This window comes from Aequorivita sp. CRS11 (assembly GCF_059693805.1).
The window spans coordinates 443,061-467,044 of the sequence record NZ_JCATIG010000003.1 but is presented as its reverse complement, the minus strand read 5'-3'; the positions used below and the strand labels follow the sequence as shown (position 1 = coordinate 467,044).

At 38.9% G+C, this 23,984-nt stretch carries 25 protein-coding genes; 15 read left to right on the top strand and 10 right to left on the bottom strand.

Features of this window, described 5'->3' with window-relative positions:
* Positions 1 to 12 precede the first annotated feature (12 nt).
* The 8 genes from AC58DT_RS08150 (at position 13) to AC58DT_RS08115 (ending at position 10,087) form a co-directional block, all read left to right on the top strand.
* Positions 13 to 1,680: a cytochrome c-type biogenesis protein gene (locus AC58DT_RS08150; protein ID WP_497216375.1), complete on the top strand. Its 1,668-nt coding sequence runs from the start codon at positions 13 to 15 to the stop codon at positions 1,678 to 1,680.
* Entirely contained in the window at positions 1,670 to 2,674 is a 1,005-nt protein-coding gene (locus AC58DT_RS08145; protein WP_497216374.1) for a vWA domain-containing protein, read from the top strand. The genes AC58DT_RS08150 and AC58DT_RS08145 overlap by 11 nt, the downstream gene beginning before the upstream one ends.
* A gap of 2 nt (positions 2,675 to 2,676) precedes the next feature.
* Positions 2,677 to 3,720 (top strand): VWA domain-containing protein, encoded by a 1,044-nt coding sequence (locus AC58DT_RS08140; protein ID WP_497216373.1) that lies wholly within the window; start codon positions 2,677 to 2,679, stop codon positions 3,718 to 3,720.
* Entirely contained in the window at positions 3,701 to 4,561 is an 861-nt protein-coding gene (locus tag AC58DT_RS08135; protein ID WP_497216372.1) for a tetratricopeptide repeat protein, read from the top strand. Before AC58DT_RS08140 ends, AC58DT_RS08135 begins: the two co-directional genes overlap by 20 nt.
* 3 nt (positions 4,562 to 4,564) lie before the next feature.
* The gene (locus AC58DT_RS08130; RefSeq protein ID WP_497216371.1) at positions 4,565 to 6,337 is read left to right on the top strand and encodes a BatD family protein; all 1,773 of its coding nucleotides are present in this window, start codon (positions 4,565 to 4,567) and stop codon (positions 6,335 to 6,337) included.
* Positions 6,338 to 6,349: 12 nt separating this feature from the next.
* Positions 6,350 to 7,099, top strand: coding sequence for a tetratricopeptide repeat protein (locus AC58DT_RS08125; RefSeq protein WP_497216370.1), 750 nt, complete (start codon positions 6,350 to 6,352; stop codon positions 7,097 to 7,099).
* Positions 7,100 to 7,593: 494 nt separating this feature from the next.
* Positions 7,594 to 8,226 carry a carbonic anhydrase family protein gene (locus AC58DT_RS08120; protein WP_497216369.1) on the top strand — a complete coding sequence of 211 codons (633 nt, stop codon included), beginning with the start codon at positions 7,594 to 7,596 and terminating at the stop codon, positions 8,224 to 8,226.
* Between the two features lie 13 nt (positions 8,227 to 8,239).
* Positions 8,240 to 10,087 (top strand): SulP family inorganic anion transporter, encoded by a 1,848-nt coding sequence (locus AC58DT_RS08115; RefSeq protein WP_497216368.1) that lies wholly within the window; start codon positions 8,240 to 8,242, stop codon positions 10,085 to 10,087.
* Between the two features lie 6 nt (positions 10,088 to 10,093).
* On the opposite strand, the gene AC58DT_RS08110 is transcribed toward AC58DT_RS08115, so the two are convergent.
* On the bottom strand, positions 10,094 to 10,651 hold the full coding sequence (locus AC58DT_RS08110; RefSeq protein WP_497216367.1) for a CvpA family protein: 558 nt from the start codon (positions 10,649 to 10,651) through the stop codon (positions 10,094 to 10,096).
* Positions 10,652 to 10,788: 137 nt separating this feature from the next.
* On the opposite strand from AC58DT_RS08110, the gene AC58DT_RS08105 reads away from it, so the two are divergent.
* From AC58DT_RS08105 to AC58DT_RS08085, 5 genes are read left to right on the top strand one after another with little or no spacing between them, the layout of a single operon-like run.
* Entirely contained in the window at positions 10,789 to 11,145 is a 357-nt protein-coding gene (locus AC58DT_RS08105; protein ID WP_497216366.1) for a hypothetical protein, read from the top strand.
* A 23-nt stretch (positions 11,146 to 11,168) separates the two neighbouring features.
* On the top strand, positions 11,169 to 12,188 hold the full coding sequence (gene pheS, locus AC58DT_RS08100) for a phenylalanine--tRNA ligase subunit alpha (RefSeq protein ID WP_497216365.1): 1,020 nt from the start codon (positions 11,169 to 11,171) through the stop codon (positions 12,186 to 12,188).
* Between the two features lie 50 nt (positions 12,189 to 12,238).
* Positions 12,239 to 12,403 (top strand): hypothetical protein, encoded by a 165-nt coding sequence (locus AC58DT_RS08095; RefSeq protein WP_497216364.1) that lies wholly within the window; start codon positions 12,239 to 12,241, stop codon positions 12,401 to 12,403.
* Positions 12,404 to 12,405: 2 nt separating this feature from the next.
* Positions 12,406 to 12,801 (top strand): hypothetical protein, encoded by a 396-nt coding sequence (locus AC58DT_RS08090; protein ID WP_497216363.1) that lies wholly within the window; start codon positions 12,406 to 12,408, stop codon positions 12,799 to 12,801.
* Positions 12,802 to 12,812: 11 nt separating this feature from the next.
* The gene (locus AC58DT_RS08085) at positions 12,813 to 13,766 is read left to right on the top strand and encodes an ABC transporter ATP-binding protein (protein ID WP_497216362.1); all 954 of its coding nucleotides are present in this window, start codon (positions 12,813 to 12,815) and stop codon (positions 13,764 to 13,766) included.
* Here AC58DT_RS08085 and AC58DT_RS08080 read toward each other — a convergent pair.
* The gene (locus tag AC58DT_RS08080) at positions 13,763 to 14,758 is read right to left on the bottom strand and encodes an NADP-dependent oxidoreductase (protein ID WP_497216361.1); all 996 of its coding nucleotides are present in this window, start codon (positions 14,756 to 14,758) and stop codon (positions 13,763 to 13,765) included. The genes AC58DT_RS08085 and AC58DT_RS08080 overlap by 4 nt on opposite strands.
* Positions 14,759 to 14,922: 164 nt before the next feature.
* On the opposite strand from AC58DT_RS08080, the gene AC58DT_RS08075 reads away from it, so the two are divergent.
* A complete protein-coding gene (locus AC58DT_RS08075; protein ID WP_497216360.1) occupies positions 14,923 to 17,157 on the top strand; it encodes an FUSC family protein in 2,235 nt (744 codons plus the stop codon).
* 32 nt (positions 17,158 to 17,189) lie between these two features.
* A complete protein-coding gene (locus AC58DT_RS08070; RefSeq protein WP_497216359.1) occupies positions 17,190 to 17,687 on the top strand; it encodes a hypothetical protein in 498 nt (165 codons plus the stop codon).
* On the opposite strand, the gene AC58DT_RS08065 is transcribed toward AC58DT_RS08070, so the two are convergent.
* The 8 genes from AC58DT_RS08065 to AC58DT_RS08030 form a co-directional block, all read right to left on the bottom strand.
* Complete coding sequence (locus AC58DT_RS08065; RefSeq protein WP_497216358.1) at positions 17,671 to 18,129, bottom strand: 3-oxoacyl-ACP synthase; 459 nt, start codon at positions 18,127 to 18,129, stop codon at positions 17,671 to 17,673. The two genes, AC58DT_RS08070 and AC58DT_RS08065, sit on opposite strands and share 17 nt — an antisense overlap.
* A complete protein-coding gene (gene mtgA / locus AC58DT_RS08060; RefSeq protein ID WP_497216357.1) occupies positions 18,126 to 18,845 on the bottom strand; it encodes a monofunctional biosynthetic peptidoglycan transglycosylase in 720 nt (239 codons plus the stop codon). Before mtgA ends, AC58DT_RS08065 begins: the two co-directional genes overlap by 4 nt.
* Entirely contained in the window at positions 18,838 to 19,956 is a 1,119-nt protein-coding gene (locus AC58DT_RS08055; RefSeq protein ID WP_497216356.1) for an NAD(P)/FAD-dependent oxidoreductase, read from the bottom strand. The genes mtgA and AC58DT_RS08055 overlap by 8 nt, the downstream gene beginning before the upstream one ends.
* A gap of 87 nt (positions 19,957 to 20,043) precedes the next feature.
* The gene (gene accC / locus AC58DT_RS08050; RefSeq protein WP_497216355.1) at positions 20,044 to 21,396 is read right to left on the bottom strand and encodes an acetyl-CoA carboxylase biotin carboxylase subunit; all 1,353 of its coding nucleotides are present in this window, start codon (positions 21,394 to 21,396) and stop codon (positions 20,044 to 20,046) included.
* A gap of 75 nt (positions 21,397 to 21,471) precedes the next feature.
* A complete protein-coding gene (gene accB, locus AC58DT_RS08045; protein WP_497216354.1) occupies positions 21,472 to 21,963 on the bottom strand; it encodes an acetyl-CoA carboxylase biotin carboxyl carrier protein in 492 nt (163 codons plus the stop codon).
* 34 nt (positions 21,964 to 21,997) lie between these two features.
* Positions 21,998 to 22,996: a beta-ketoacyl-ACP synthase III gene (locus AC58DT_RS08040; protein ID WP_497216353.1), complete on the bottom strand. Its 999-nt coding sequence runs from the start codon at positions 22,994 to 22,996 to the stop codon at positions 21,998 to 22,000.
* Between the two features lie 171 nt (positions 22,997 to 23,167).
* The gene (gene rpmF, locus AC58DT_RS08035) at positions 23,168 to 23,365 is read right to left on the bottom strand and encodes a 50S ribosomal protein L32 (RefSeq protein ID WP_062620449.1); all 198 of its coding nucleotides are present in this window, start codon (positions 23,363 to 23,365) and stop codon (positions 23,168 to 23,170) included.
* Positions 23,366 to 23,374: 9 nt separating this feature from the next.
* Positions 23,375 to 23,920: a YceD family protein gene (locus AC58DT_RS08030; RefSeq protein ID WP_497216352.1), complete on the bottom strand. Its 546-nt coding sequence runs from the start codon at positions 23,918 to 23,920 to the stop codon at positions 23,375 to 23,377.
* Between the last annotated feature and the right edge of the window lie 64 nt (positions 23,921 to 23,984).

Genomic DNA, 23,984 nt, shown 5'->3' with positions numbered 1-23,984 from the left:
TTTAGACTTTAGATGTTAGATTTTAGATTAAATAGAAATCAAAAAATAGGAAATTCAAAATTTCTCAGAAACCACTATTTTCTAGTTTCTCTATTCTCTATTCTATTTTCTTTTTCCTCTTTTTCACAAGTAAATTCCTCAATCGATTCCACAAAAATTAAAATCGGTGAAGAAATTCTTTACACAATAAACGTACAAGCAGATTCCACCGATGTCGTGGTTTTTCCTGAAGAGCAAACTTTTGCGCCTTTGGAAATGATTGAATCCTATAAAACGGATACCACTTTCGAAGCTTCAAAAATCCGTCTCATCAAAAAATACGGCTTAACGCAGTTTGATAGCGGAAAATACACCATTCCCTCGCAGCGAATTTTCATTAACAACAAACCATTTTTGACCGATTCCATAAAGGTTATAGTGGCGGACGTCCCCGTTGATACGACCAAACAGAAAATGTTCGACATAAAACCAGCGATGGAAGTGAAAAGCCCCCCGTTTGATTGGTTATCGCTTTTGTATTGGCTGGTGCCAATTTTGCTGATTATTGGAATCGCCATTTATCTCTTCCGAAGAAAAAAACGAAAAGACGCCGCCGAAAAGCAATTGCCGCCTTATGAAGAAGCAATCGTTGCATTGAAAACATTGGACAATAGTCAGCTTTTAAAAGAAAACAAAAGCAAGGAATATTATAGTAGTCTCACCGAAATCGTAAAACGCTATTTGGATCGCGAAGTGGACGAAGCCGCTTTGGAAAGCACCAGCGACGAGCTAATCACGCGATTGATGATGCACAAAGATGCTGGAAGTTTCGATTTTGATCTGGAAACAATTCGAAAACTGGATTCAATTTTCAAACGTGCCGATTTGGTGAAATTCGCAAAAATGAACCAAGAATCCGGGCAAGCCGAAGTTGATAGAAAAACAATTGAGGAAATCATCAACGAAACGCATGAAGCCGTTCCCGAACCTACTGAGGAGGAACTTTTGGCAAATCAGGAATACCTTGAAAAACTTCAGAAAAAACGCCAACGCAGAAAATGGGTTTTGGGAATCTCGGGCGTGCTTGCCGCAGTTGTATTGGCAGGGGTTATTTATGGAGCAGTTACAGGTTTCGACAATTTAAAAGACAAGGTTTTAGGAAACGACCTCCGCGAACTTTCAGAAGGAAGATGGATAAATAGTGAGTACGGAAATCCCGCAGTAATTTTGGAAACCCCCGAAGTGCTCGTCCGTGCGGAAGCCCCAATTACAAATGCCGATAAAAGTGCGGTGATGGGAAGGGATTTCTTCATCTATGGCGAAATGAATTCCCCGCTTTACATTATGGTTTCAACCACACAGTTCAGCCAAAAACAGAACATTGCCCTGGAAACGGCACTCGATGCTGTTTTGGACGACCTCGAACAAAGTGGCGCGAAAAACCTAATTGTAAAACGCGACGATTTTGAAACCGAAAAAGGAATAAAAGGTTTAAAGGCTTACGGTGAATTCAACGTACAGGTTTCAGATACTAAAGTTTTGAAAAAGAAAAGCACTTATGAATTATTGCTTTTCGCACAGAAAAATGGCCTCCAGGAGGTTTTGATAGTCTATCAAGATGACGGCAAGTACGCCGAAGAAATATTAAAAAGAATTGAAGCTTCCATAGAGCTTGAAATAGCAGCAAAAGATGGGCAGTAATTTCGAATTTGTAAATCCACAGTTTTTCTGGTTGTTACTTATACTTCCAATGCTCGTGCTATGGTATTTATGGAAACGGAAACAGCAAACCGCTTCTCTAAAAATTTCAAGCATTAGCGGTTTTAAATCTGGGAAAAACTGGTTGGCTCGATTAAAACCTTTGCTTTTTGTGCTTCGCATTTTGGCGCTTTCGGCTTTGATTGTTGCGATGGCTCGCCCAAGAACCGTTGACGAATCCACCAAAACAAAAACCACGCGAGGGATTGATATCGTAATGGCTATAGACGTTTCGGCAAGTATGCTGGCGCGCGATTTAAAGCCAAACCGTTTGGAAGCATTGAAAACAGTAGCTGCACGTTTTATAAACGGCCGTCCGAATGATAGAATTGGTTTGGTAGAATATGCCGGCGAAAGCTATACGCGAACGCCCTTGACGAGCGATAAAACCATTGTGCTTTCATCATTAAAAAATATAGCTTACAATACGACTATTGAAGGTGGAACCGCAATAGGTTCGGGTCTGGCAACAGCGGTAAACCGTTTAAAAGAAAGCCGCGCAAAAAGCAAAGTGATTATTTTGTTGACGGACGGGGTAAACAACTCAGGATTTATTGATCCAAAAATTGCAAGCGAGCTTGCTGTGGAATTTGGCATAAAAGTGTACACAATCGGTTTGGGAAGCAACGGAATGGCGATGTCGCCTATCGGTATCCGTCCCGATGGCGGTTTTCAATACGGAAATGTACAAGTAGAAATTGACGAAGCATTGCTAAAAGAAATTGCTGAAAAAACTGGCGGCCAGTATTTCCGGGCAACGAGCACTACCAAACTGGAGCAGATTTACGAAGAAATCAACAAACTGGAAAAAACCGATATTGAAGAATTCAAATACACAAATTATAACGAAATGTTCCGTCCATGGGCCATTTTCGCCTTGATTTTAATTTGCTTTGAGTTTTTGTTACGAACAACAGTATTTAAAGGATTTATTTAAAAATGTACCAATTAGAACAACCCATATATTTCTACATTCTCTTCGCCATTCCGGTGATAGTAGTGGTTTTTCTATTGCTTTTGGTTTGGAAAAAAACAATTCAGAAACGGTTTGTCGATAAGGAATTGCTTAAAAAATTAAGTCCAAACCGTTCGCTTTTCAAATCTATTTTAAAAGTTTTGGTGCTTTGTTTGGCCATTGCCTGTTTAAGTTTTGCTTTGGTAAATCCAAAGATTGGAACCAAGCTTGAAACCGTCAAAAGGGAAGGTGTAGATATTGTTTTCGCATTGGACGTTTCAAAAAGTATGTTGGCAGAAGACATTGCGCCAAACCGTCTTGAAAAATCAAAACAGCTCATTACGCAAATAATCAACGGTCTGGCAGGCGATAGAATTGGCATCATAGGCTACGCCGGAAGCGCTTTTCCGCAAGTTCCCATTACTTCAGATTTTTCTTCCGCAAAACTGTTTTTGAGCGGCATGAACACAGATATGGTTTCTTCGCAAGGAACCGCCATTACGCAAGCCATTGAATTGGCGCAGACTTTTTATGACGACGAAGAGCAAACCAATCGTGTACTTTTCCTAATTTCTGATGGAGAGGATCACGAAGGCAATGTTTCTGAAATAGCTGAAGACGCTGCTGAAAAAGGAATCCGCATTTTTACCATCGGCGTGGGAACTGCGGAGGGCGGTCCAATTCCTATTAAAGAAAACGGCGTGCTGCAATATTACAAACGCGACCAAAATAACGAGCAGGTTATCACCCGATTAGGTGAAGAAACTCTTAAAGAGATTGCTAATACCGCTAATGGTGAGTATATTGACGGCTCAAATACAAAAGTGGTTGTTGAACAAGTAAAAGCCATTCTGAATGGAATGGATAAAAAAGAATTTGAGGCCAAGCAATTTACGGATTTTAAGGATCAATTCCAGTGGTTTTTGGCTGGGGCATTGTTTTTGCTAGTTTTAGATGTGTTCTTTTTGGAACGGCAAACAGCCTGGCTCAAAAAGTTGAATTTGTTTAATGAAAAGGAAAAACAATAAAATGATGTTTGCAGATAGAAGGTTTTTTCAAAATAAAAGTACGCGAAGAATTGGAATGGTTCTTTGTGCTGTCATTTTTTCAATTAATTCATTTGCACAGCCCCAAAATAAGGAACAAGAAAAAGAACTGAAGGCTGCTCAGAATTATTTAAGTGAGGCCCAGCAAGCGCTTCAAAAAGATAAATTTCCCGAAGCAGAAGCAGATTACCGAAAAGCGATCTCCCTGAACCCAAAAAGCGAAACTGCAAAGTACAATCTGGGCACCGCTTACTACGGAAAAGAAAAGAACGCCGAGGCCATGCTTCGTTTTAAACAAGCAGCAACTACTGCCAACAGTAAAGCCGAAAAACACAAAGCCTTCCACAATCTCGGGAATACGTATATGAACGAAAAAAAATATACCGAAGCTGTGGAAGCGTATAAAAATGCACTTCGCAACAATCCAAATGATGATGAAACGCGGTATAATTTAGCATTGGCGAAGGATATGTTAGAAAAAAATCCGCCACCGCCCCAAGACGATAATAAGGACGACAAAGACCAAAACAAGGAGAACCAAGACCAGGATAAAAAAGACCAACAGGACCAGGACAATAAAAATAACGAGGGCGACAAAGGCGACGAGAAAGACGAAAAGGACAAAGGCCAAGGCAAACCCGATGAGCCAAAAGACGAAGCGGGCGACAAGCCGCAACAGCAACAACCAGTTCCCGGACAACTTTCACCACAACAAGTGAAAAGTTTGCTGGAAGCTATGAACAACGAAGAGAAAAAAACCCAGGATAAGATAAATGCCGAAAAACAGAAGGGCGCAAAAGTGAGAACGGATAAAGATTGGTAGATTATGAAGATGAAAAGTTTTTTATTCCTTTTAGGATTTGTACTGTGCAGCATTGCTGCAACAGCACAGGTTCAGTTTGATGCCAAGGTCAGCAAAAAAAGACTTGGAATAAACGAGCGTTTGCGGATAGATTTTGAAATGAACCAGGATGGCGACAATTTTAGACCACCAAGTTTTGATGGTTTCCGCGTAGTTGGTGGGCCAAATCAATCCATCAGTAATTCGTGGATAAACGGCAAACGAAGTTTTTCAAAAACGTATTCCTATTTTTTAGCACCGCAAACCCGCGGTAAAATTACCATTGCCCAAGCCACAATTGAAATAGAAGGTGAAATCTATAAAACCCTTCCCGTTGAGGTGGAAGTGACCGCCGCGGTGGAAGTGCCAAAAGACGGCAACAATGCAGATTATGTAGCCAGTGAAAATGTGCATTTGGTTGCAGAAGTTTCAAACGCCAATCCGTATTTGAACGAAGCACTTACAGTTACATACAAATTATATGTTTCACACGACGTAAGTATTACTAGTCAATGGCGCGAGATTGACACCCCAAAATATGCAGACTTTTGGAGCCAGAATATTGACAATCAAAACAATTTTAAAGTTTACGAGGGCAAATACAACGGAGAAGACTATCGTTATGTGGTTTTAAGAACTACAGTGCTTTATCCACAAAAAACTGGAGAATTGGAAATAGAGCCTCTTACTCTGGATATTCCAATCGACGTTCAGGGCAACCGACGTGATATTTTTGGCAGACGGGTTATGGAACGTGTCAATAAAACAATTTCGGCAGGAAAACGTACTATTGATGTAAAACCGCTTCCATTGGAAGGAAAACCCGATGGTTTCAATGGTGCTGTGGGCGATTTCACTTTTGATGTGAACACTAATAAAACCCAACTAAACGCTAACGAATCTTTACAATTGGATGTAAAAGTTTCAGGCAAAGGAAATTTGAAATTGTTCACACTTCCCGCGGTAAAACTTCCTAATACTTTAGAAGTCTATGAACCCGAACATAACGAAAACGTAAATACGACCATCGGTGGAATGTCAGGCAACATAACTGATTCCTATACTATTGTTCCGCAATTTAAAGGAACATATCCTGTGAATCCAATCACGTTTTCATTCTTCGATCCAAAGACCGAAAAATATAGAACCATTACTTCAAAAGAATTTACGATTGAAGTTGAAAATGGGCCCATAAGTTCGGCAAATCCAATTGCAAATTCCAACGATGCAAAAAAGCAAGTTGTTCTCTCAAAAGACAATTTTAAGTATATAAAACTAGATGCTAACCTAGAGCCGATTGCACAGAAAAATTTCTTTAAATCCCCATTATTTTGGTCGCTTTTGGGCGGTCCATTTTTGTTAATTCCGCTGTTTATTCTTGCGGGGAAAAAGCGAAAGCAACGTATGGACGATGTGGAAGGAAACAAACTGCGTCGTGCAAATAAACTTGCCAAAAAATACCTTTCCGAAGCAAAACGGAACATTCAAAACCCCATTGCATTTTATGAAGCTTTGGAGCGTGCGCTTCACAATTATTTGAAAGCAAAGCTGAATATTGAGACTTCTGAAATGGAAAAGGGCCTTATTTCAAAAATGTTGCTTGAACGAAATGTGGAAGCACCAACGGTAGAGCGTTTTATCAGTTTGTTAAAAAGCTGTGAATTTGCCCGATATGCCTCCTCTTCAACGGCTTCTGTACAACAGGATTATGGCAAAGCGGTGGAAGTGATTTCAAACATTGACAAACAAATACAGTAAAAATTGAGGACGATGAAAAAGCTGCTGTACACACTAATTTTACTTCTTTCTTTCTCTGGTATTGGACAAAATGAAAAACTTTTTGAACAAGGAAAAGAGCTTTATAAGAACGGAAAATACCAACAGGCAATCAACGCCTGGAAGCAAATTTTGGACAAAGGGGAGCATTCTGCGGAGCTTTATTTCAACTTGGGTAATGCGCAGTATAAACTAAATCACATTGGCCCGAGTGTTTATTATTATGAAAAAGCGCTTCAGCTTTCACCGAATGACCAAGACATAAAAAACAACCTTGCTTTTGCCGAAAATGCAAGGATTGATTCAATAGAACCTTTGCCACAAACGGTCTTTTCGAAATGGTACAAAAGCATTGCTGGCTTTTTTACTTTTGATGGCTGGGCAATCGCGGCAATTGTTTTTTCAATCTTTTTTGTTGCGCTGTTCCTCTTTTATTACTTTGCTTTTTCCGAAAGAAGAAAACGCTTGCTTTTTGTGGGCTCCATGTTTGCAGGTTTTTTATTAATCGCTTCGTTGACAATGGCTTTTCTGTCTTACGGTGATTATTCAAAAAATCAACCCGCTATTATTTTTGCAAGCGAAATAGAGGTTAAAACGGAACCAACAATGGGCAGCAATGTAGCCTTCACGCTACACGAAGGAACAAAAGTCCAGATTTTGGCACAGGACGGAAACTGGTTTCGCATCAGTTTGGCCGATGGAAAAGACGGTTGGATTCCTGCTTCAGACTTAAAACAGCTTTAGAATTAATATTTAGTTAACAGGATTTTAGCCAAATTCTGCTATTTTTGCTTTTCTTAAAAAAAACACGCTTGCGGTTAACCAGTATTTTATTGTTGCTCGTCTTTACAAGTTTTCTTGTAACGCCAGCCATTATAAGCCTTTCTGGTAATCAGGCTGATGTTTCTACATTTTTTTCAATGAACGAGGAAGAAAATTCGAACAAAATGCCCAAGCCCAATTTCGTTTTCGATATTGAAAAGTTACATTCCAATTGTGAAAGCTTAGAATTTCTGAAAAAACATAAAAACCGAGATGGTTTTCAAATAGACAGATACTCAAACGTCTTTCTAGACGTAGTATCGCCTCCTCCCCGAAAAGCTTAGTCTTTTCCCACAATACCTTTTTAATCTATTTCCCAGAAATAGTTCCGTTGCATTTGCAATCTGGAAAGATGTGCCAATTTTATTGGCTTTGGGAACAATTCATATAATTTCAGTATAAAAAATAATCATATTATGAAAGCACATACATTTGAAACCCAGGCAACCATGACCCCTGAAAAAGCCCTTCAATATTTAAAGGAAGGTAACATTCGATTTCAGAATAACCTAAAGGCGAATCGAAACCTATTGGAACAAGTAAATGATACTAGCGACGGTCAGTTTCCGTTTGCCACAATATTAAGTTGTATAGATTCTCGAGTTTCTGCAGAATTGGTTTTTGACCAAGGTCTTGGCGATATTTTCAGCGTGCGGATAGCAGGCAATTTTATAAATGAAGACATCTTGGGAAGTTTGGAATTTGCCTGTAAACTGGCCGGTTCCAAAATTGTTTTGGTATTGGGCCACACCGCCTGCGGGGCAATAAAAGGAGCTTGCGATGATGCAAAAATGGGCAATTTGACGGCGATGATAAGCAAAATTAAACCTGCTGTAGAAGCTGTGGAAGAACCTAAAGATGAAAGTCTGAGAAATTCTAAAAATAGTGAGTTTGTAGATACCGTTTCTGAAACAAATGTTCATATGGCCATTGCAAATATCCGCTCCATGAGTCCCATTTTAAAAGAGATGGAAGACAATAATGAAATACAGATTTATGGTGGCATGTATGATATTAATACAGGTGAAGTAAACTTTTTTCACGAATAAAACCAGTTAAAACATGAAAAACATATTTACAAATTTAAGAGGTAATCTTTTCGGTGGAATAACCGCCGGAATTGTTGCTCTGCCCCTAGCACTTGCATTTGGTGTCCAATCGGGACTTGGGCCCGATGCCGGATTATACGGTGCTATCTTTATAGGTTTCTTTGCTTCACTATTCGGTGGAACAAACACCCAGATTTCTGGACCTACAGCGCCCATGACGGCCGTTTCCATGGTTGTTATTGCGGGTATAATTGCTTCACACAATGGTAGCGTAGAACAAGCCTTACCATATATTTTATTGGTTTTTTTACTGGCTGGATTAATGCAAATTTTGCTGGGCGTCACAGGAGTGGGAAAATATATAAAATACATTCCCTATCCCGTGGTTTCAGGTTTTATGACGGCCATCGGAGTAATTATTTTAATTACTCAGCTTTTGCCGGTTTTGGGTTATTATACCGAAGACGATACCGCATTCATCGAAAGTTTTAAGCCCCAGGCTGAAGAGGCAATAATGACCAATATTTTGAGTGATGAAGCGGGTGAAGGGATTTTGGTCCTTGAGGATTTTGAGGAAACCATTAGTCGTTCCGAACAGATTTCAGAAGAAGAGATTCTTCAGGAAGCAAAAGTGCTTGCAAAATCTGAAACATCAGGAGTTGCCGGTGCTATAAAAGCTTTGCCCAGAGCAATCGCTAATATTAATTGGTTGGAATTCATTCTCGCTTCACTAACCATTTTTATTATTTACGGGTTCAAAAAAGTAACCACTAAAGTTCCAAGTACATTGGTGGCATTACTGCTTGTATCGGTTGGTGCATATTTTCTGAAATTAAATTATCAGCCTATTGACCAGATTCCGGGTGGTTTCCCTATTCCGAATTTGAATATTTTTACAGAATTCCAATTTGGACAGATTTCACCCTATATTTTTACAGCGCTAACTTTAGCGTTTTTAGGTGCTATTGACTCCCTCTTAACCTCCGTGGTAGCAGATAATATGACAAAAACCAAACACAACCCAAACAAAGAATTGTTGGGCCAAGGTATTGGTAACAGTGTCGCTGCAATTTTTGGCGGAATACCTGGAGCAGGAGCGACGATCCGTACGGTTGTAAACATTAAATCTGGAGGTACAACCAAACTTTCTGGGATGATTGCCGCTGTGCTATTGCTTGTGATTTTATTGGCTTTAGGCCCGGTAGCATCACAGATTCCTGCAGCCGTACTTGCGGGAATTTTGATAACCGTTGGTATAGGCGTAATGGATTATAAAGGACTGAAAGCAATCCCTAAAATGCAGAAAGCTGAAGTTACTATTATGATTGTGGTACTATTGCTTTCCGTATTTTGGAATCTTGTTTATGCAGTAGGAATAGGATTGGTTTTGGCTGCTATCATTTTTATGAAGAAAATTGGAGACCTTACAGCCGATCAGTCTAAAGTTGTTCCTTTAGCAAATGCTGACGAACTTACCCTGGCTTGGAGCGATGAATTGAATTTTCCAGAAAAACTGAAAGAAGAAGTATTCATAAAACGTTTGGAAGGGCCCTTGTTTTTTGGTTATACTTCAGATTTTCAACAGTTGGCAAATCAAATTCCCGATACGGCAACCCATGTAATTATACGAATGGGAAAAACTCCTTATATAGACCAATCAGGGCTTTATGCGCTGGAAGAAGTGTTAATGAACATCACCAAAAAAGGTATTACGCCTATTTTTGAAGATCTTCCGGCACAGCCCCGTGTAATGATGGAAAGAATTGATATTATTCCAGACTTAGTACCGAAGGAACTTATTTTCAGCGACTTTAAAGAAGCTGTAAAATACGCACGCAATAATATAAAAAATGTAGTGTAAGCTATTTTATTGCTCTGCAGGAAGCCCCGTTTCATCGGGGTTTTCTTTTGGGGTAATTTCAGAATCTTCAATGTTTAAATTGTCAACTTCCTCCATTATTGTGGGCAATACCGCCGGAGCAATGGCCGCAACCGGTGTGTAGAAAAGCGATGATTCCCGCTTTTCTTCGGTAAGGATTCTATAATTTTCTGAAGCATTTACAAACATAAAAATTACACTTATTAAAAAAGCAAACTTCAATACGTTGAAAACTCCACCCAACAGCTTATTGAAAATTCCCAACATCGCAAAATCCGCAACTTTGGTTAGAAGTCTTCCCAATAAACTAAAAAGGAACATTACTAAGAAAAAGGTAATTAAAAATGATGCTATTCTCGTTAAATCTGCACTCCAATCAAACCATTTTTCAACATAAACCCTTACATAATCAGAAAAGTACATAGCGCAGTAAACACCGACCACCAAACCTATTAATGATGCGAGCGAGCGCAGCAATCCTTTTTTAAAACCTACAAAAAAAGCGATGATAAAAATTATCCCGAGTACAATGTCTATTGTGTTCATTAACTGAAAATTTTCCTAAATATAGCACTTTCTGAATTGACAATTTATTTTAAAATTCCAAGGATGGCTTTTGGAATTTGAAGTTTGCTATTTGGAAATTGAAAGCCGTATCTTTGCAAACTAATTTTTTTCAAAAAATGGCACGCGACGAACAATTAAAGGAACGATGGGAAGCAGTAGTAAAAATGCTGGGCGCCCGTTTTGCAGATGACCAAGTTTTGGATTTGGACGCCATCATCTATTTAATAGGCGTTCAAGAGCTGGGCCAACTGCACCGGAAATTTAAAAAAGACGAAAAGCTAAACCTGATGCACATTGCCATTTGCCGCCTTTTGGAGCCTTACGGGTATTATCAGTTTGATTATTACGACGAGGAGGGGTGGCCGCATTACACCGTTTTGGAACAATTACCCCCGCTAAAAGCTGGCGAACAAAGCGTTTTAATGAAGGAGGCTATTGTGCAGTATTTTTGGGAGAAAAAAGTGATAAACTAAAATATTTTAGAGAAGATTTTGTAATGATAGAAACAATAAAAAACCACATAGCCGAGGTACAAGCCTTTTCTTCAACCAATAAAGAAGAAATAGAAAACTTTCGCATAAAATATTTAGGCAAAAAAGGGGTGTTGAATGACTTTTTCGCCGAATTCAAAAACGTGCCCAACGAGCAGAAAAAAGAGTTTGGACAGGTTATAAACACACTTAAAAACGCAGCGCAGGAAAAAGTAGATTCGCTTAAGGATGCTATTGAAAACAACTCAGAATCCAAAAGCGTTTACGGCGATCTTTCCCGTCCGGGCGAAGTGGTTCCGTTGGGCTCGCGCCACCCTATTTCCATCGTAAAAAACAAAATTATCGACATATTTTTACGAATAGGTTTCAACGTTTCCGAAGGGCCCGAAATTGAAGACGACTGGCATAATTTCACCGCATTGAATCTACCCGAATATCATCCTGCGCGCGATATGCAGGATACCTTTTTCATCCAAACCAACCCCGATGTTTTGTTGCGTACGCACACTTCTTCGGTACAGGTTCGGTATATGGAAAACAACAAACCGCCCATTCGTACCATTTCGCCGGGTCGTGTGTATAGAAATGAAGCCATTTCAGCGCGCTCACACTGCTTTTTCCACCAAGTGGAAGGTTTGTATGTAGATAAAGGCGTAAGCTTCGCAGACTTGAAGCAGACGTTGCAATATTTCACTACTGAAATGTTCGGAAAATCAAAAATCCGTCTTCGCCCTTCCTATTTTCCGTTTACCGAACCAAGCGCCGAAGTTGATGTTTACTGGGGGCTGGAAACCGAAGCAGATTACAGAATCACCAAAGGAACCGGCTGGCTGGAAATTGGCGGTTGCGGAATGGTAGATCCAAACGTGCTTAAAAACTGTGGTATCGATCCCGAGGAATATTCAGGTTTTGCGTTTGGCGTTGGTATTGACCGTATCGCGATGTTATTGCACCAAATTCCAGACATTAGAATGTTTAGCGAAAACGACGTTCGCTTTTTGGAACAATTTAAAAGTGTGCTTTAAAAAAGACGTAAGACCTCTGCGCTTAAGACATAAGATTTAAATAAAACATTATGAAAAAATACCTTGTTATTGCTCTTTTGGTAATTGTTGCCGCTGTAGTAGCGTACCTTACTTTTGTGATTGCAGCACTAAAAATTGTAATAGGGACTATTTTGCTTGGCGTTTCGGCAATTGCACTTTTAGCAGTTTGGATTATGTGGAAAATTGAAGATTGATTATGCGAAAAGATATTGAAATACCCAAAGCTGAAAACGTGTATATTGTTGCCGTAAAGGAATGGGACAAAGAATTTACCGAACAACAATGGAACATCTATTTGATAAACAATCGAACAGATGAAATCACCACGGTTTTGGTAATGTCGCGCGGAAAAAGCGAAGACAAAAAAACTTCAACTTTACGCCATGGATTGGGAAATATAAAGCCGAAAACCGTTGCAAAAGTTGAATTTATTCCTACCGAGGTTTTGGGTTTTACCAACGAATATTTGCTCACTTTTTTTGCTGAAAACAAACTTTTTGAACGCAGATTCATTTTTGAACCAAATAGTATTTCAGAAGAAAAAGTGGTTTCGCTTCCAGTTTTGGATAGTGAAGGAATTTTTGCAAAATAATTTTTTTGGTGATGCTAAAAGTTGAAATCGATTCCTTTTCCTATTCTGAAAAAATCATTTTAAAGGATATACAGTTCAAACTAAAACCCGGCGAGCATCTCAGTATTCTTGGCGAAAGTGGCTGCGGAAAATCCACCCTTTTACATCTTGTTTACGGCTTGCTCCATTTAGAAAATGGCACTATTTTTTACAACGAAAATAAATTGCTCGGTCCAACAAAAACCCTCGTTCCCGGCGAACCTTTTATGAAACTCGTTGCTCAGGAATTCAACATTATGCCGTTTACTACTGTTGCTGAAAATTTGGGTTCGCACCTTTCTGGTTTGGATGGAGAAAAGGATGAAAGAAGAATTGACGAACTGTTGGAGGTTGTTGAAATGGAAGCCTTCAAAAATACGATGGTGAAAAACCTCAGCGGTGGACAAAAACAGCGCGTGGCCTTGGCAAAAGCGTTGGCAAACGAACCCGAAATCCTTTTGCTGGACGAGCCTTTCAGCAATATTGATGTTTTCAGAAAAAATAAATTACAGCGAAAAATTTTCAATTATCTAAAAGAGAAAAGCATCAGTTGCATCACCGCTACCCACGACAGCGATGAAGCTTTGGCTTTTTCAGACCAAATTTTAATGTTGAAAAACGGTACCGAAGAACTATACGGAACTCCGGAAATCATTTACAAAAAAGTTTCTACGGAATATCAAGCTGGCTTTTTCGGCGAAGCGAACTTACTTCCTAAAAATCTTTTTTCTTCTGAAAAAGCTTTCGAAGAAACCATCATTTTTCCACATCAAATTAAAATTTCCGAAAAAAAAACACCGTTTGAAGTAACCGTGAAAAAAAGCTATTTCAAAGGAAATTACTATTTGATTGAAGCAAATTTTAGTGATAAAACCATTTTCTTCAACCATTCAATTCTCTTGGAAAAAGGTGAAAATTATTATTTGAAAATTTCAGAAAAAGATTAAACCACAACGATCATTTTCCCTTTATTCTTCCCATCAAACAGGTTTATAAACGCTTTTGGAATGTTTTCAAAACCTTCAACAACAGTTTCTAAATAACTTAGTTTATCTTTTTCCATCCATGCGGCCAATTGCTTTTGGGCGGGACCAAAGTCCTTTACAAAATCGCGTACGGTAAAGCCTTGCATTAAAATACTGTTTTTTATGAGCGTTGTTTCCACCCGCGGACCTGTAGGTGTTTCCGTTTTATTGTAGAGTGAAATAGCGCCGCAGTTTATTACTCTTCCGTATTTGTTCATATTATCAAGCGCAGCATCCAAAATTTCACCGCCCACATTGTCAAAATAAACATCCACACCGTCGGGACAAGCTTCCGCGATTGCCTTTTTCATATTTTCAGTAGTTTTATAATTGATGGCGGCATCAAAACCAAACTTTTCTTGAATACGGTCAATTTTTTCCTCACTTCCTGCAATTCCCACAACGCGGCAGCCTTTTATTTTCCCTATCTGGCCGGCAACGCTTCCAACCGCACCCGCGGCCCCGGAAACTAAAAGGGTTTCACCTTTTTGGGGTTTTCCTATTTTATCCAAACCTAAATATGCGGTTAGTCCGGTTAGTCCTAAAATGCCCAAATAGGCTTTTAGTGGGGCTTTTTCATTATCAACCTTGTTTAGCCCATTCCCGTTTGAAACTTGAAATTGTTTCCATTGAAGCATTCCGTTTACGAAATCTCCTTTTTCAAAATTTTTGTTATTAGATTCAATAACTTCAGCGATAATGCCAGATTCAAGAGGCTTTCCAATTTCAAAAGGTTCTATATATGATTTTTCATCGCGCATCCGTCCACGCAAATACGGATCTACTGAAACATATTTAGTTTTTAACAGTATCTCGCCTTCCTTTGGTTTTGGTTTTTCTTCTTTGGTAAATTCAAAATCTTCAAGCGAGGGACGTCCTTTTGGGCGGTTTTTTAAAAGAATTACTTTGTTCATTGTTCCTGTTTTTATTTCAGTTTTATAAAATTAAATTTTAAAAGTACAACCGCCACAACACAGCTATTTATTTAATAAAAGTATAACAGAGTTATATTTCTGATAAGATTAACGAACTTAGCTTTTCAGCGCAATATCTTTGCAATTTCTGAAACCAAATGCTTTTGAAATTTTTAAAAAATAATATCGCTGACATTTTTAAAGACCTGTCGGAATATTTTAAAAGTACCGATTTTTCTAAAGCTATACTTTTGGGAATTGCACTTACGCTTCCCATAATTGCAGGCATAAAATTAGACGCACTTCAAATTGGTATCACGATTACGGTTGGAGCGCTTCTCGCCTCTCCCAGCGATGTAAGCGGCAGTATTCGCAATAAAGTCACCGGAATTTTGTTAGCAACGCTATTGGCCATGATGGTCAGTTTGATAGGGGGTTATCTTCACCTTTCCCTTTGGTTGCTTTTTCCTGTTTTAGGGGTGTTAATGTTTGGTATTTCCTATATTTCAATTTATGGTTTTCGGGCGTCGCTTATCAGTTTTTCGGGGCTTTTTGCGCTGGTGCTAAGTTTTTCTAATGTTTCCGGAGGAATGGAACCCTATTATAGAATGCTACTTATTGGTCTTGGCGGTCTTTGGTATGCACTACTGGTATTATTGTGGCACTATATCTTTCCGAAAGCTCCAACGGAATATTATCTTTCAAAAACGATAAAACTAACCGCAGATTATTTAAGAACGCGAGGCGAATTGGTGGCCGAAACCACAGACAGAACCGCTCTTTTAAAAAAATTACTAAGCATACAAACAGAGCTCACGGCCATTCACGAAACCTTGCGCGATATTTTAATTGAAAGCAGAACAGGTTCGGGAAAAAGTAATTATGAAGGGAAACGTCTGCTTATTTTTGTACAATTGGTAGATATGCTGGAACTGGCAATGGCAAACCCCGTTAACTATTCAAAAACCGACGATTTTTTTAAAAGGAAACCTGAGCAATTGGCAGATTTTCAAGGACTGTTATTTGCGATGAGCAATAGGATGAATGCCATAGCCGCAAATATTTCGACCCCAAAAAAGCTTCGGAATAATAGTAATATAGAGGAATTCCAGAAAAAGATTAAGCGTGATATTGCTGAATATTCTTCCGCTTCCAAAAAAACTTTTGATGAAAACCTGCTGCTGCTAAAAAACCTTTTTAAATACCAAAAAGAGCAGATCAAAAAAATCCAAAAGATAGAGTGGTTGCTGAAAAACCCTGCCCAACGTGAGCTATCACTGTTAAAAAAAGAAGATTCCCGCCGGTTTCTTACCAAGCAGAATTATGATATTGAAGTGCTTACCGGAAACTTAAACCTGCGCTCACCTATCTTTAAGCATTCGTTGCGGCTTGCGGTAATAACAATGATTGGTTATGGAGTGGGTATGTTGTTCTCAGTACAAAATCCGTATTGGATTTTACTCACTTTAATCGTGATTATGCGTCCCACTTTCGGACTAACAAAAACACGTTCAAAAGAGCGTACCATCGGAACCTTGATTGGTGGCGCGCTGGCGGTAGGCATCGTCTTGATTACACAGAATACGACGGTTTATGGAATTTTGGCAATTGCTTCGCTCATTATTGCTTTTTCCATGGTGCAGCGCAATTATAAAGCCGGGGCGACTTTTATTACGCTGAGTGTGGTTTTTATATACGCACTTATGCGGCCAGATATTTTTAACGTAATTCAGTATCGCGTAATGGATACGCTAATTGGAGCTGGGCTGGCCACCCTTGGGAATTTATTCCTTTGGCCCGCTTGGGAAATTCAGGGAATGCAAAAAACACTATTGGAAACCTTGAAAGCCAACAGACTTTATTTGGAAGAAATCATCGGTTATTACAACAAAAAAGGTGCAATTCCATCTGAATATAAAGTAACGCGTAAAAAGGCATTTTTGGAAATGTCTAATCTCAGCACGGCTTTTCAACGGATGACGCAGGAACCCAAATCGAAACAGAAAAACCTCGACAAGGTTTATGAAATAACCGTGCTCAACCATACATTTCTATCATCATTGGCGTCATTGAGCACCTATATTTTGTCGAATCCCACAACACCCGCCTCCAAAAATTTCAACAAGGTTTCCGAAAAAATAGTTCAAAATCTTTCGGATGCAGAAGCTATTCTAAAAGAAGAAATTACTTCAGAAAATGAAGGTGAAATGTATGAATCCGAAGATATTTTTGATGCAGCTTTTGGGAAAAATATTACTTTTTCAGAAGAAGAAAAAAGTTCAAAATCTGATGGCTTTCATTTAAAAATTGAAGAGGCGCATTTGGTACGGGAACAGCTAAAATGGCTTTTGGCGATGAGTGAAAAAATGCCGAAAATTTTAAAGGAAACACAGTTTTAAAAATTTTATATTTGAAATTATTAAAATACTCTATGCATAAAAATATCCGCCATCTTCAACCCGTAGCTAACATAAAAATAATTTTTGCAATAATTCTTTCCTTGTTTTCAGTCTATTTGTTTTTTGCAGGAACACTATTCGGTATCATTTTGCTGGGCGGGGCATTAAAACTCTCTCTAAGGGAGGGTTTTGAGCTAAATTTAGAGGATAAGAAATATCGTAACGTATATTCCATTTTTGCAATCAATTTTGGATTTTGGAAAAAATTGCCAGATATAGAATACATTTCCGTTTTCAAAACAATTAAAAATAGTAGAAGTCGCGTAATCACTGCAGAAGCAACGTTAGGTTTTGAGGTTTTTAAAGTGAATATGTTTTACAACAAGAATCAACATATTGAAGCGTATATTAGTGATGAAGTTGAAGATGCTTTTTCTGTAGCCAAACATATAGCAACTGTCTTGGAGCTGGATATTCTGGACGCAACGAAGCCAGAAAAAGAATGGATAACTGTTACTTCACGCTTGTAATTTTATAAACGTTTCCGTTAAAACTGAATTCATCACCTTTTTTCTTCCCCGACAGAAGCGACCCGACGGGTGAATTTAATGCCACGCAAAGATAGTCTGATTTGCCAATGGTAACGTTGCCAATCGAGATGCTGATGAAATAGGTGAATTTATACGTATAAACCAAGCTCCCCAAACGCGCATAATCTGATGTTGCGCTCACATCTATTTTTTTCAGTAGCTGAACAATTTTTTCAATTTCCTGTAATTGCTTTCCGGCATTTTCACGGTCAATCTGGAGCATCGCCCGGCCAGTCTCGTGTTTGTCGCCGCTGCTGCTTTTGGATTCTTCCAGCAAAGACTCCTCAATATCGACGATGGTTTGTTTTATTTTTGAATAACGGTTGTCAACCTGTTTTTGGCAATGTTGAAGCAATTCAGTCTTAAGTTCTACTGTGGTCATTTCTTCTTTTTCGTTTTCTTTTGGTCCTCTTTTGGCTCTTGTTTTTCCAAAGTAAATGGCCCATAATAGCGCATTTGTCTAACAATCCATTGTGTTCTTCGAGCTACGTATGGTCCTGGGGGATTTGCCTTATATCGCTGTGGACTCGGCAAAATTGCGGCAATTGCGGCAGCATTTTCCGCACGCAGGTTTTTAGCTGATTTTTTAAACCAATATTGCGAAGCGGCTTCGGCGCCAAAAATACCATCGCCCATTTCAATACTGTTTAAATACACTTCCAAAATGCGCTCTTTGCTCCAAAGCGTTTCAATCAACAATGTAAAATAAGCCTCCAAACCCTTGCGAAACCAAGTGCGCCCGGGCCATAAAAAGGCATTTTTTGCCGTTTGTTGCGATATGGTACTTCCACCGCGTAATTTTTTTCCCTTTTCGTTGTTTTCCAAAGCCTTTTCAATCGCTTTTCGGTCAAAACCGCTGTGGCTTAAAAAGGTTTGGTCTTCGGCACAGATAACGGCAAGTTGCAGATAGGGTGAAATCTCTTCAATAGGAACCCAATCGTGTTTAGTTTCATATTCTTCATCACCTTCAATAGAGCGGATTGCCATAAGAGGTGTGTAGGGCACGGGGACAAATTTGTAAAGAAGTACCCATAAAACGGTAAGTCCAATAAACCAAAGGAAAAGTTTAAATATAAATTTGAATAGTTTTTTAATCATACAGATTTGCTAATTGTTTCCCGATAGTACTGCCAATTGCTACGCCCATTCCGCCCAATCTAACGCCGCAAAAAATATTTTTTGAAACAGATTTTAAGATAGGTTTCTTTTGATTTCCAATACCCATAATACCGCTCCAGCGATGTTCAATTTCGAAGGATTGGTTTGGTAAAATTACGGTTTTAAGCAATTGCTCCAACTTGTTTTGGACTAATTCCGTCAATTGCATTTCGGTAGTTTCCTCAGTTTTAAAATCAAGGTTTCTGCCTCCTCCAAAAAGAATTCTATTTTCAATATTTCTGAAATAATAATAGCCTTTATCCAAATGAAACGTTCCTTTTATTTGAAGGTTTTCAATGGGTTTAGTCACCAAAACCTGTGCTCTTGCAGGTTTTACATCTTCTTTTAAAAATTGCTTTGCAAATCCGTTTGTTGCAATAAAGATTTTTTTTACTGAAATGTCTGCCGATGAATTTAGTTCAAGGGAAACACTTTCGCCATTATCCGAAATACTTGTAATTTCTGAAGAATTCAGTATCAAAATATTTTCTTCCGAAGCTTTTTTGATGAGACCGTACATCATTTTTCCAGTATCAATCTGTCCTTCAAATTCACTATAAATCAATTTTGGTTGAATATTTTTAAAGCCAAAATGGTTTTCCTTTTCTGAAAAAACAGCCGCGTTGAAAATAGGTTTCAACAACTCATTTACAAAGCCAATCTTTGATTTGCAGTTTTCAAACAGTTCAGTATCCTCATTAGTAAAAAGTTCGTAGCCACCGTATTCTTTGTAGTCCAGTTGCTCATCGCCTAAAGTATTTCGAAGCAAATTTAAGCCCTCAATCCTGTTTTTTACAAGATGGATAACCTCTTCTTCGGAATGGTTTTTTAAGTCTTCCAATATTTCTGAAATACTACCAAAACAGGCAAAGCCAGCATTTTTGGTGCTCGCGCCACTGGGAAGCATGCCGCGTTCAAATACCGCTATTTTACTTGTGGGATGCTTTTTTCGCAGTTCCAAAGCGCAGTTCAAACCGACAATTCCACTGCCAATTACTGCAAAATCTATGTCTGAAAGCCACGTTTTATGTTCCCAATAGGATAAATTCATATTGTATAAATTCCAAATTAAAAGCACCAAATTCCAAAGATAACCTATTGGAAATTGGTGCTTGATATTTTTTGGAGTTTGCGAACGCTATTCCTCTTCCGGTTCGTTCATTTTAAAAGTATTCATAAACGCCGTAGTATAATTTCCGGCTACATAATCAGGCTCATCCATCAATTGACGGTGAAACGGAATTGTAGTTTTTATACCTTCAATTACGAACTCGTCCAAAGCACGCTTCATCTTGTTTATTGCTTCCTCACGAGTTTGCGCAGTTGTGATTAGTTTCGCTATCATCGAATCATAATTCGGTGGAATGGTATATCCTGCGTAAACGTGTGTGTCCAGACGAACTCCATGACCTCCCGGTGCATGTAAAACGGTAATTTTACCTGGTGAAGGGCGGAAGTCGTTATATGGATCTTCTGCGTTAATTCTGCATTCTATGGAGTGTAGTTGCGGTGTGTAGTTCTTTCCTGAAATTGGCACTCCAGCTGCCACCAAGATTTGCTCACGAATAAGATCGTAATCAATTACTTGTTCTGTAATTGGGTGTTCTACTTGTATACGGGTATTCATTTCCATAAAGTAGAAATTTCGGTGTTTATCTACCAAAAATTCAATGGTTCCCGCACCTTCATATTTAATATACTCTGCTGCTTTTACAGCGGCATTACCCATATCTGTCCGTAGCTTCTTAGTCATAAACGGACTTGGAGTTTCCTCGGTAAGCTTTTGATGACGACGCTGAACGGAGCAGTCGCGTTCACTTAAATGACACGCTCTTCCAGTGCTATCACCCACAATTTGAATTTCAATATGGCGTGGCTCTTCAATGAGCTTTTCCATATACATTCCATCATTGCCAAAAGCAGCCGAAGCTTCCTGGCGGGCACTTTCCCAAGCTTTTTTAAGGTCTTCTTTTTTCCAAACGGCGCGCATTCCTTTCCCTCCACCACCTGCAGTGGCTTTCAACATTACGGGATAGCCTACTTCTTCAGCCAGTATTTCACATTTTTCGTAAGATTCTATAATGCCATCACTTCCAGGAACGGTTGGCACTCCTGCCGCTTTCATGGTAGCTTTTGCTGAAGCTTTATCGCCCATGCGCTCAATCATTTCTGGGGAAGCACCTATAAATTTTATCCCATGCTCTTGACAGATTTTTGAAAATTTGGAATTTTCTGAAAGAAATCCGTAACCCGGGTGAATCGCATCTGCATTGGTGATTTCAGCAGCAGCGATAATATTTGACATTTTCAGATAGCTCAAGTTGCTGGGCGGTGGGCCAATACATACGGCTTCATCTGCAAAGCGAACGTGAAGACTTTCTTCATCAGCTTTTGAATAAACCGCTACGGTCTTAATACCCATCTCGCGGCAGGTGCGAATAATTCGCAATGCTATTTCGCCCCTATTTGCAATTAATATTTTTTTAAACATAATGTTTTGAAATTACAAATTACAAGCACCAAATTCCAAAGTTGGGATTTGGACTTTGAAATTTGAGATTTATACTTATGATGGGTCTACTAAAAATAATGGTTGGTCAAACTCTACCGGAGAAGAATCGTCCACCAAAACCTTAACAATCTTACCGGAAACTTCACTTTCTATTTCATTGAAAAGTTTCATTGCCTCAATCACACAAAGTACATCTCCGGTACTGATAGTACTACCTACTTCAACAAAAACGGGTTTGTCCGGTGATGGTTTTCTGTAGAAAGTGCCAATAATTGGAGATTTTATTGTTATCAGTTTAGAATCAGCAGCTTCAGGGGGTGCTTCAGTTGCCGTTGCGGCCTGCTGAGGAGCTGCAGCGGTCTGTGGCTGCATTTGCATTTGCGGTTGAGACATGGCGGGTATTTGCTGAATGTATGTGGTTTCGCCTTTACTTTCCTCAGATCCCGTTTTTATAGTGATCTTTATGTCTTCCGTTTCAAGTTTTACTTCACTGGCACCACTTTTTGCCACAAACTTGATCAAGTTTTGTATGTCCTTTAAATCCATATTTAGAAATTTTAGTCTTTTGGGTTGGTTAAAATTATTTTGAATCGTAGGCCCATTTCAAATAAACGGCACCCCAAGTAAAGCCTCCTCCGAAGGAGGCAAAAATCAAATTATCTCCTTTTTTGAGTTGTTTTTCGTAATCAGCCAAGCATAGCGGCAAAGTAGCAGAAGTTGTATTGCCGTATTTATGAATGTTCATCATTACTTTTTCATCGGGCAGTTTCATTCGTGAGGCAGCTGCATCGATAATTCGTTTATTGGCTTGATGGGGCACTAACCAGTCCACATCTTTACCTGTAAGGTTATTTTTTTGCATAACTTTTTCACAAACATCTGCCATGTTTGAAACTGCAAATTTAAAAACTGTTTTCCCTTCTTGAAAAACATAATGTTGTTTATTGTTTACTGTTTCAATAGACGGTGGAAGTAAAGATCCGCCGGCGTCAATTTTAAGGAAAGGTCTTCCTACTCCATCGGTACGAAGATATTCGTCCTTAACCCCTAAGCCTTCGGTATTCGGCTCAAACAGAACTGCTCCGCCACCATCACCAAAAATGATACAGGTGGTTCTGTCTGTATAATCAATGATTGACGACATTTTATCGGCACCAATTAGGAGTACTTTTTTATATTTTCCGGACTCAATATATCGTGCTGCTGTTGACATTCCGAAGAGAAAGCTGGAACAGGCCGCAACCAAATCATAAGAAAAAGCGTTTACGGCACCAATTTGGGTTGCAACATAAACTCCTGTTGCTGCAACGGGCATATCTGGCGTTGCAGTTGCCATGATAACCATATCGATTTCAGCTGGGTCTGTGTTGCTTTTTTGAAGTAGGTCTTTTGCGGCTTGGATAGCAAGATAGGAGGTGCCTTTGTCTTTATCCTTTAATATTCTCCGCTCTTTGATTCCGGTTCTGGTAGTAATCCACTCATCGTTGGTATCTACCATTGTTTCCAAAACTTTGTTTGAGAGAACGTAATCTGGCACGTAACTCCCTACAGCGGTGATAGCTGCCGTGATAGTATTCATAAAGCTGAATTAAAATTCACAAAAAAGACCAAAAATCTTTTAAAAAGAGTGAAAATTACTAAATTTTACTTGAAATTCGGCACTAATTAAGTTGTTTTTGACTTTTTGTGAAGTAAAAAAACAAAAAAACCCTCACGTTACTGTGAGAGTTTTTCAATAAAATATATAGAATTAAGCCTCTACTTGCTCAGTTGCATCAATTACAACTTGACCACGGTAGTACATTTTTCCTTCGTGCCAGTGCGCTCTGTGGAAAAGATGTGACTCACCCGTTGTTGGGTCTGTTGCAAGTGTTGGGGCAGTAGCTTTGTAATGCGTTCTTCTCTTATCTCTTCTTGTTTTCGAGATTTTTCTCTTAGGATGTGCCATTGCTATTTATTATTTATCCGTTAATAGTTTTTTTAATGAATCCCACCGGGGATCGGTATTTTCGTCTTCGGGCGTTTCTTTTTCATCTATCGCTTTCGGACTTAATTCTTCAAGTTTGTCGAGTATGTCACTTTTTAATGTGCCGTCTTTTACCCCGGGATGAATTCTTTTGGAGGGCAAAGCCAACACAATAGTTTCATAAACATATTGCTGGATATTCACTTCATAGCTTCCGTGGGGCAAAATGAGCAAATCTTCATTTTCATCATTATATTCCTCACCGAATTTTACAACGAAACTATAAGTACCCGAAATCTCTTGATCAAAGGGTTCATTTGTAATATCGCAAGCAACGTTAACGGTTCCATTAAATGTTAATGTGAACTCTAATAACGTGCTCATTTTTTCCAGCAGTACATCGAGATTAATGGCAGCGTCATTAAATTCGTCATACTCAAAATGCTCAAAGAACGCTTTTTTTAATTCAAAGTTAAACTGGTGTTTTCCTAATTTCAGCCCTACGAAAGGGATGGTAAACTCTTTCAAATCCTTCATTTTCACACCTATTTAAGACCTTAACCTTACGGATAAGGCGGGTGCAAAGATAAAAAATTATTTG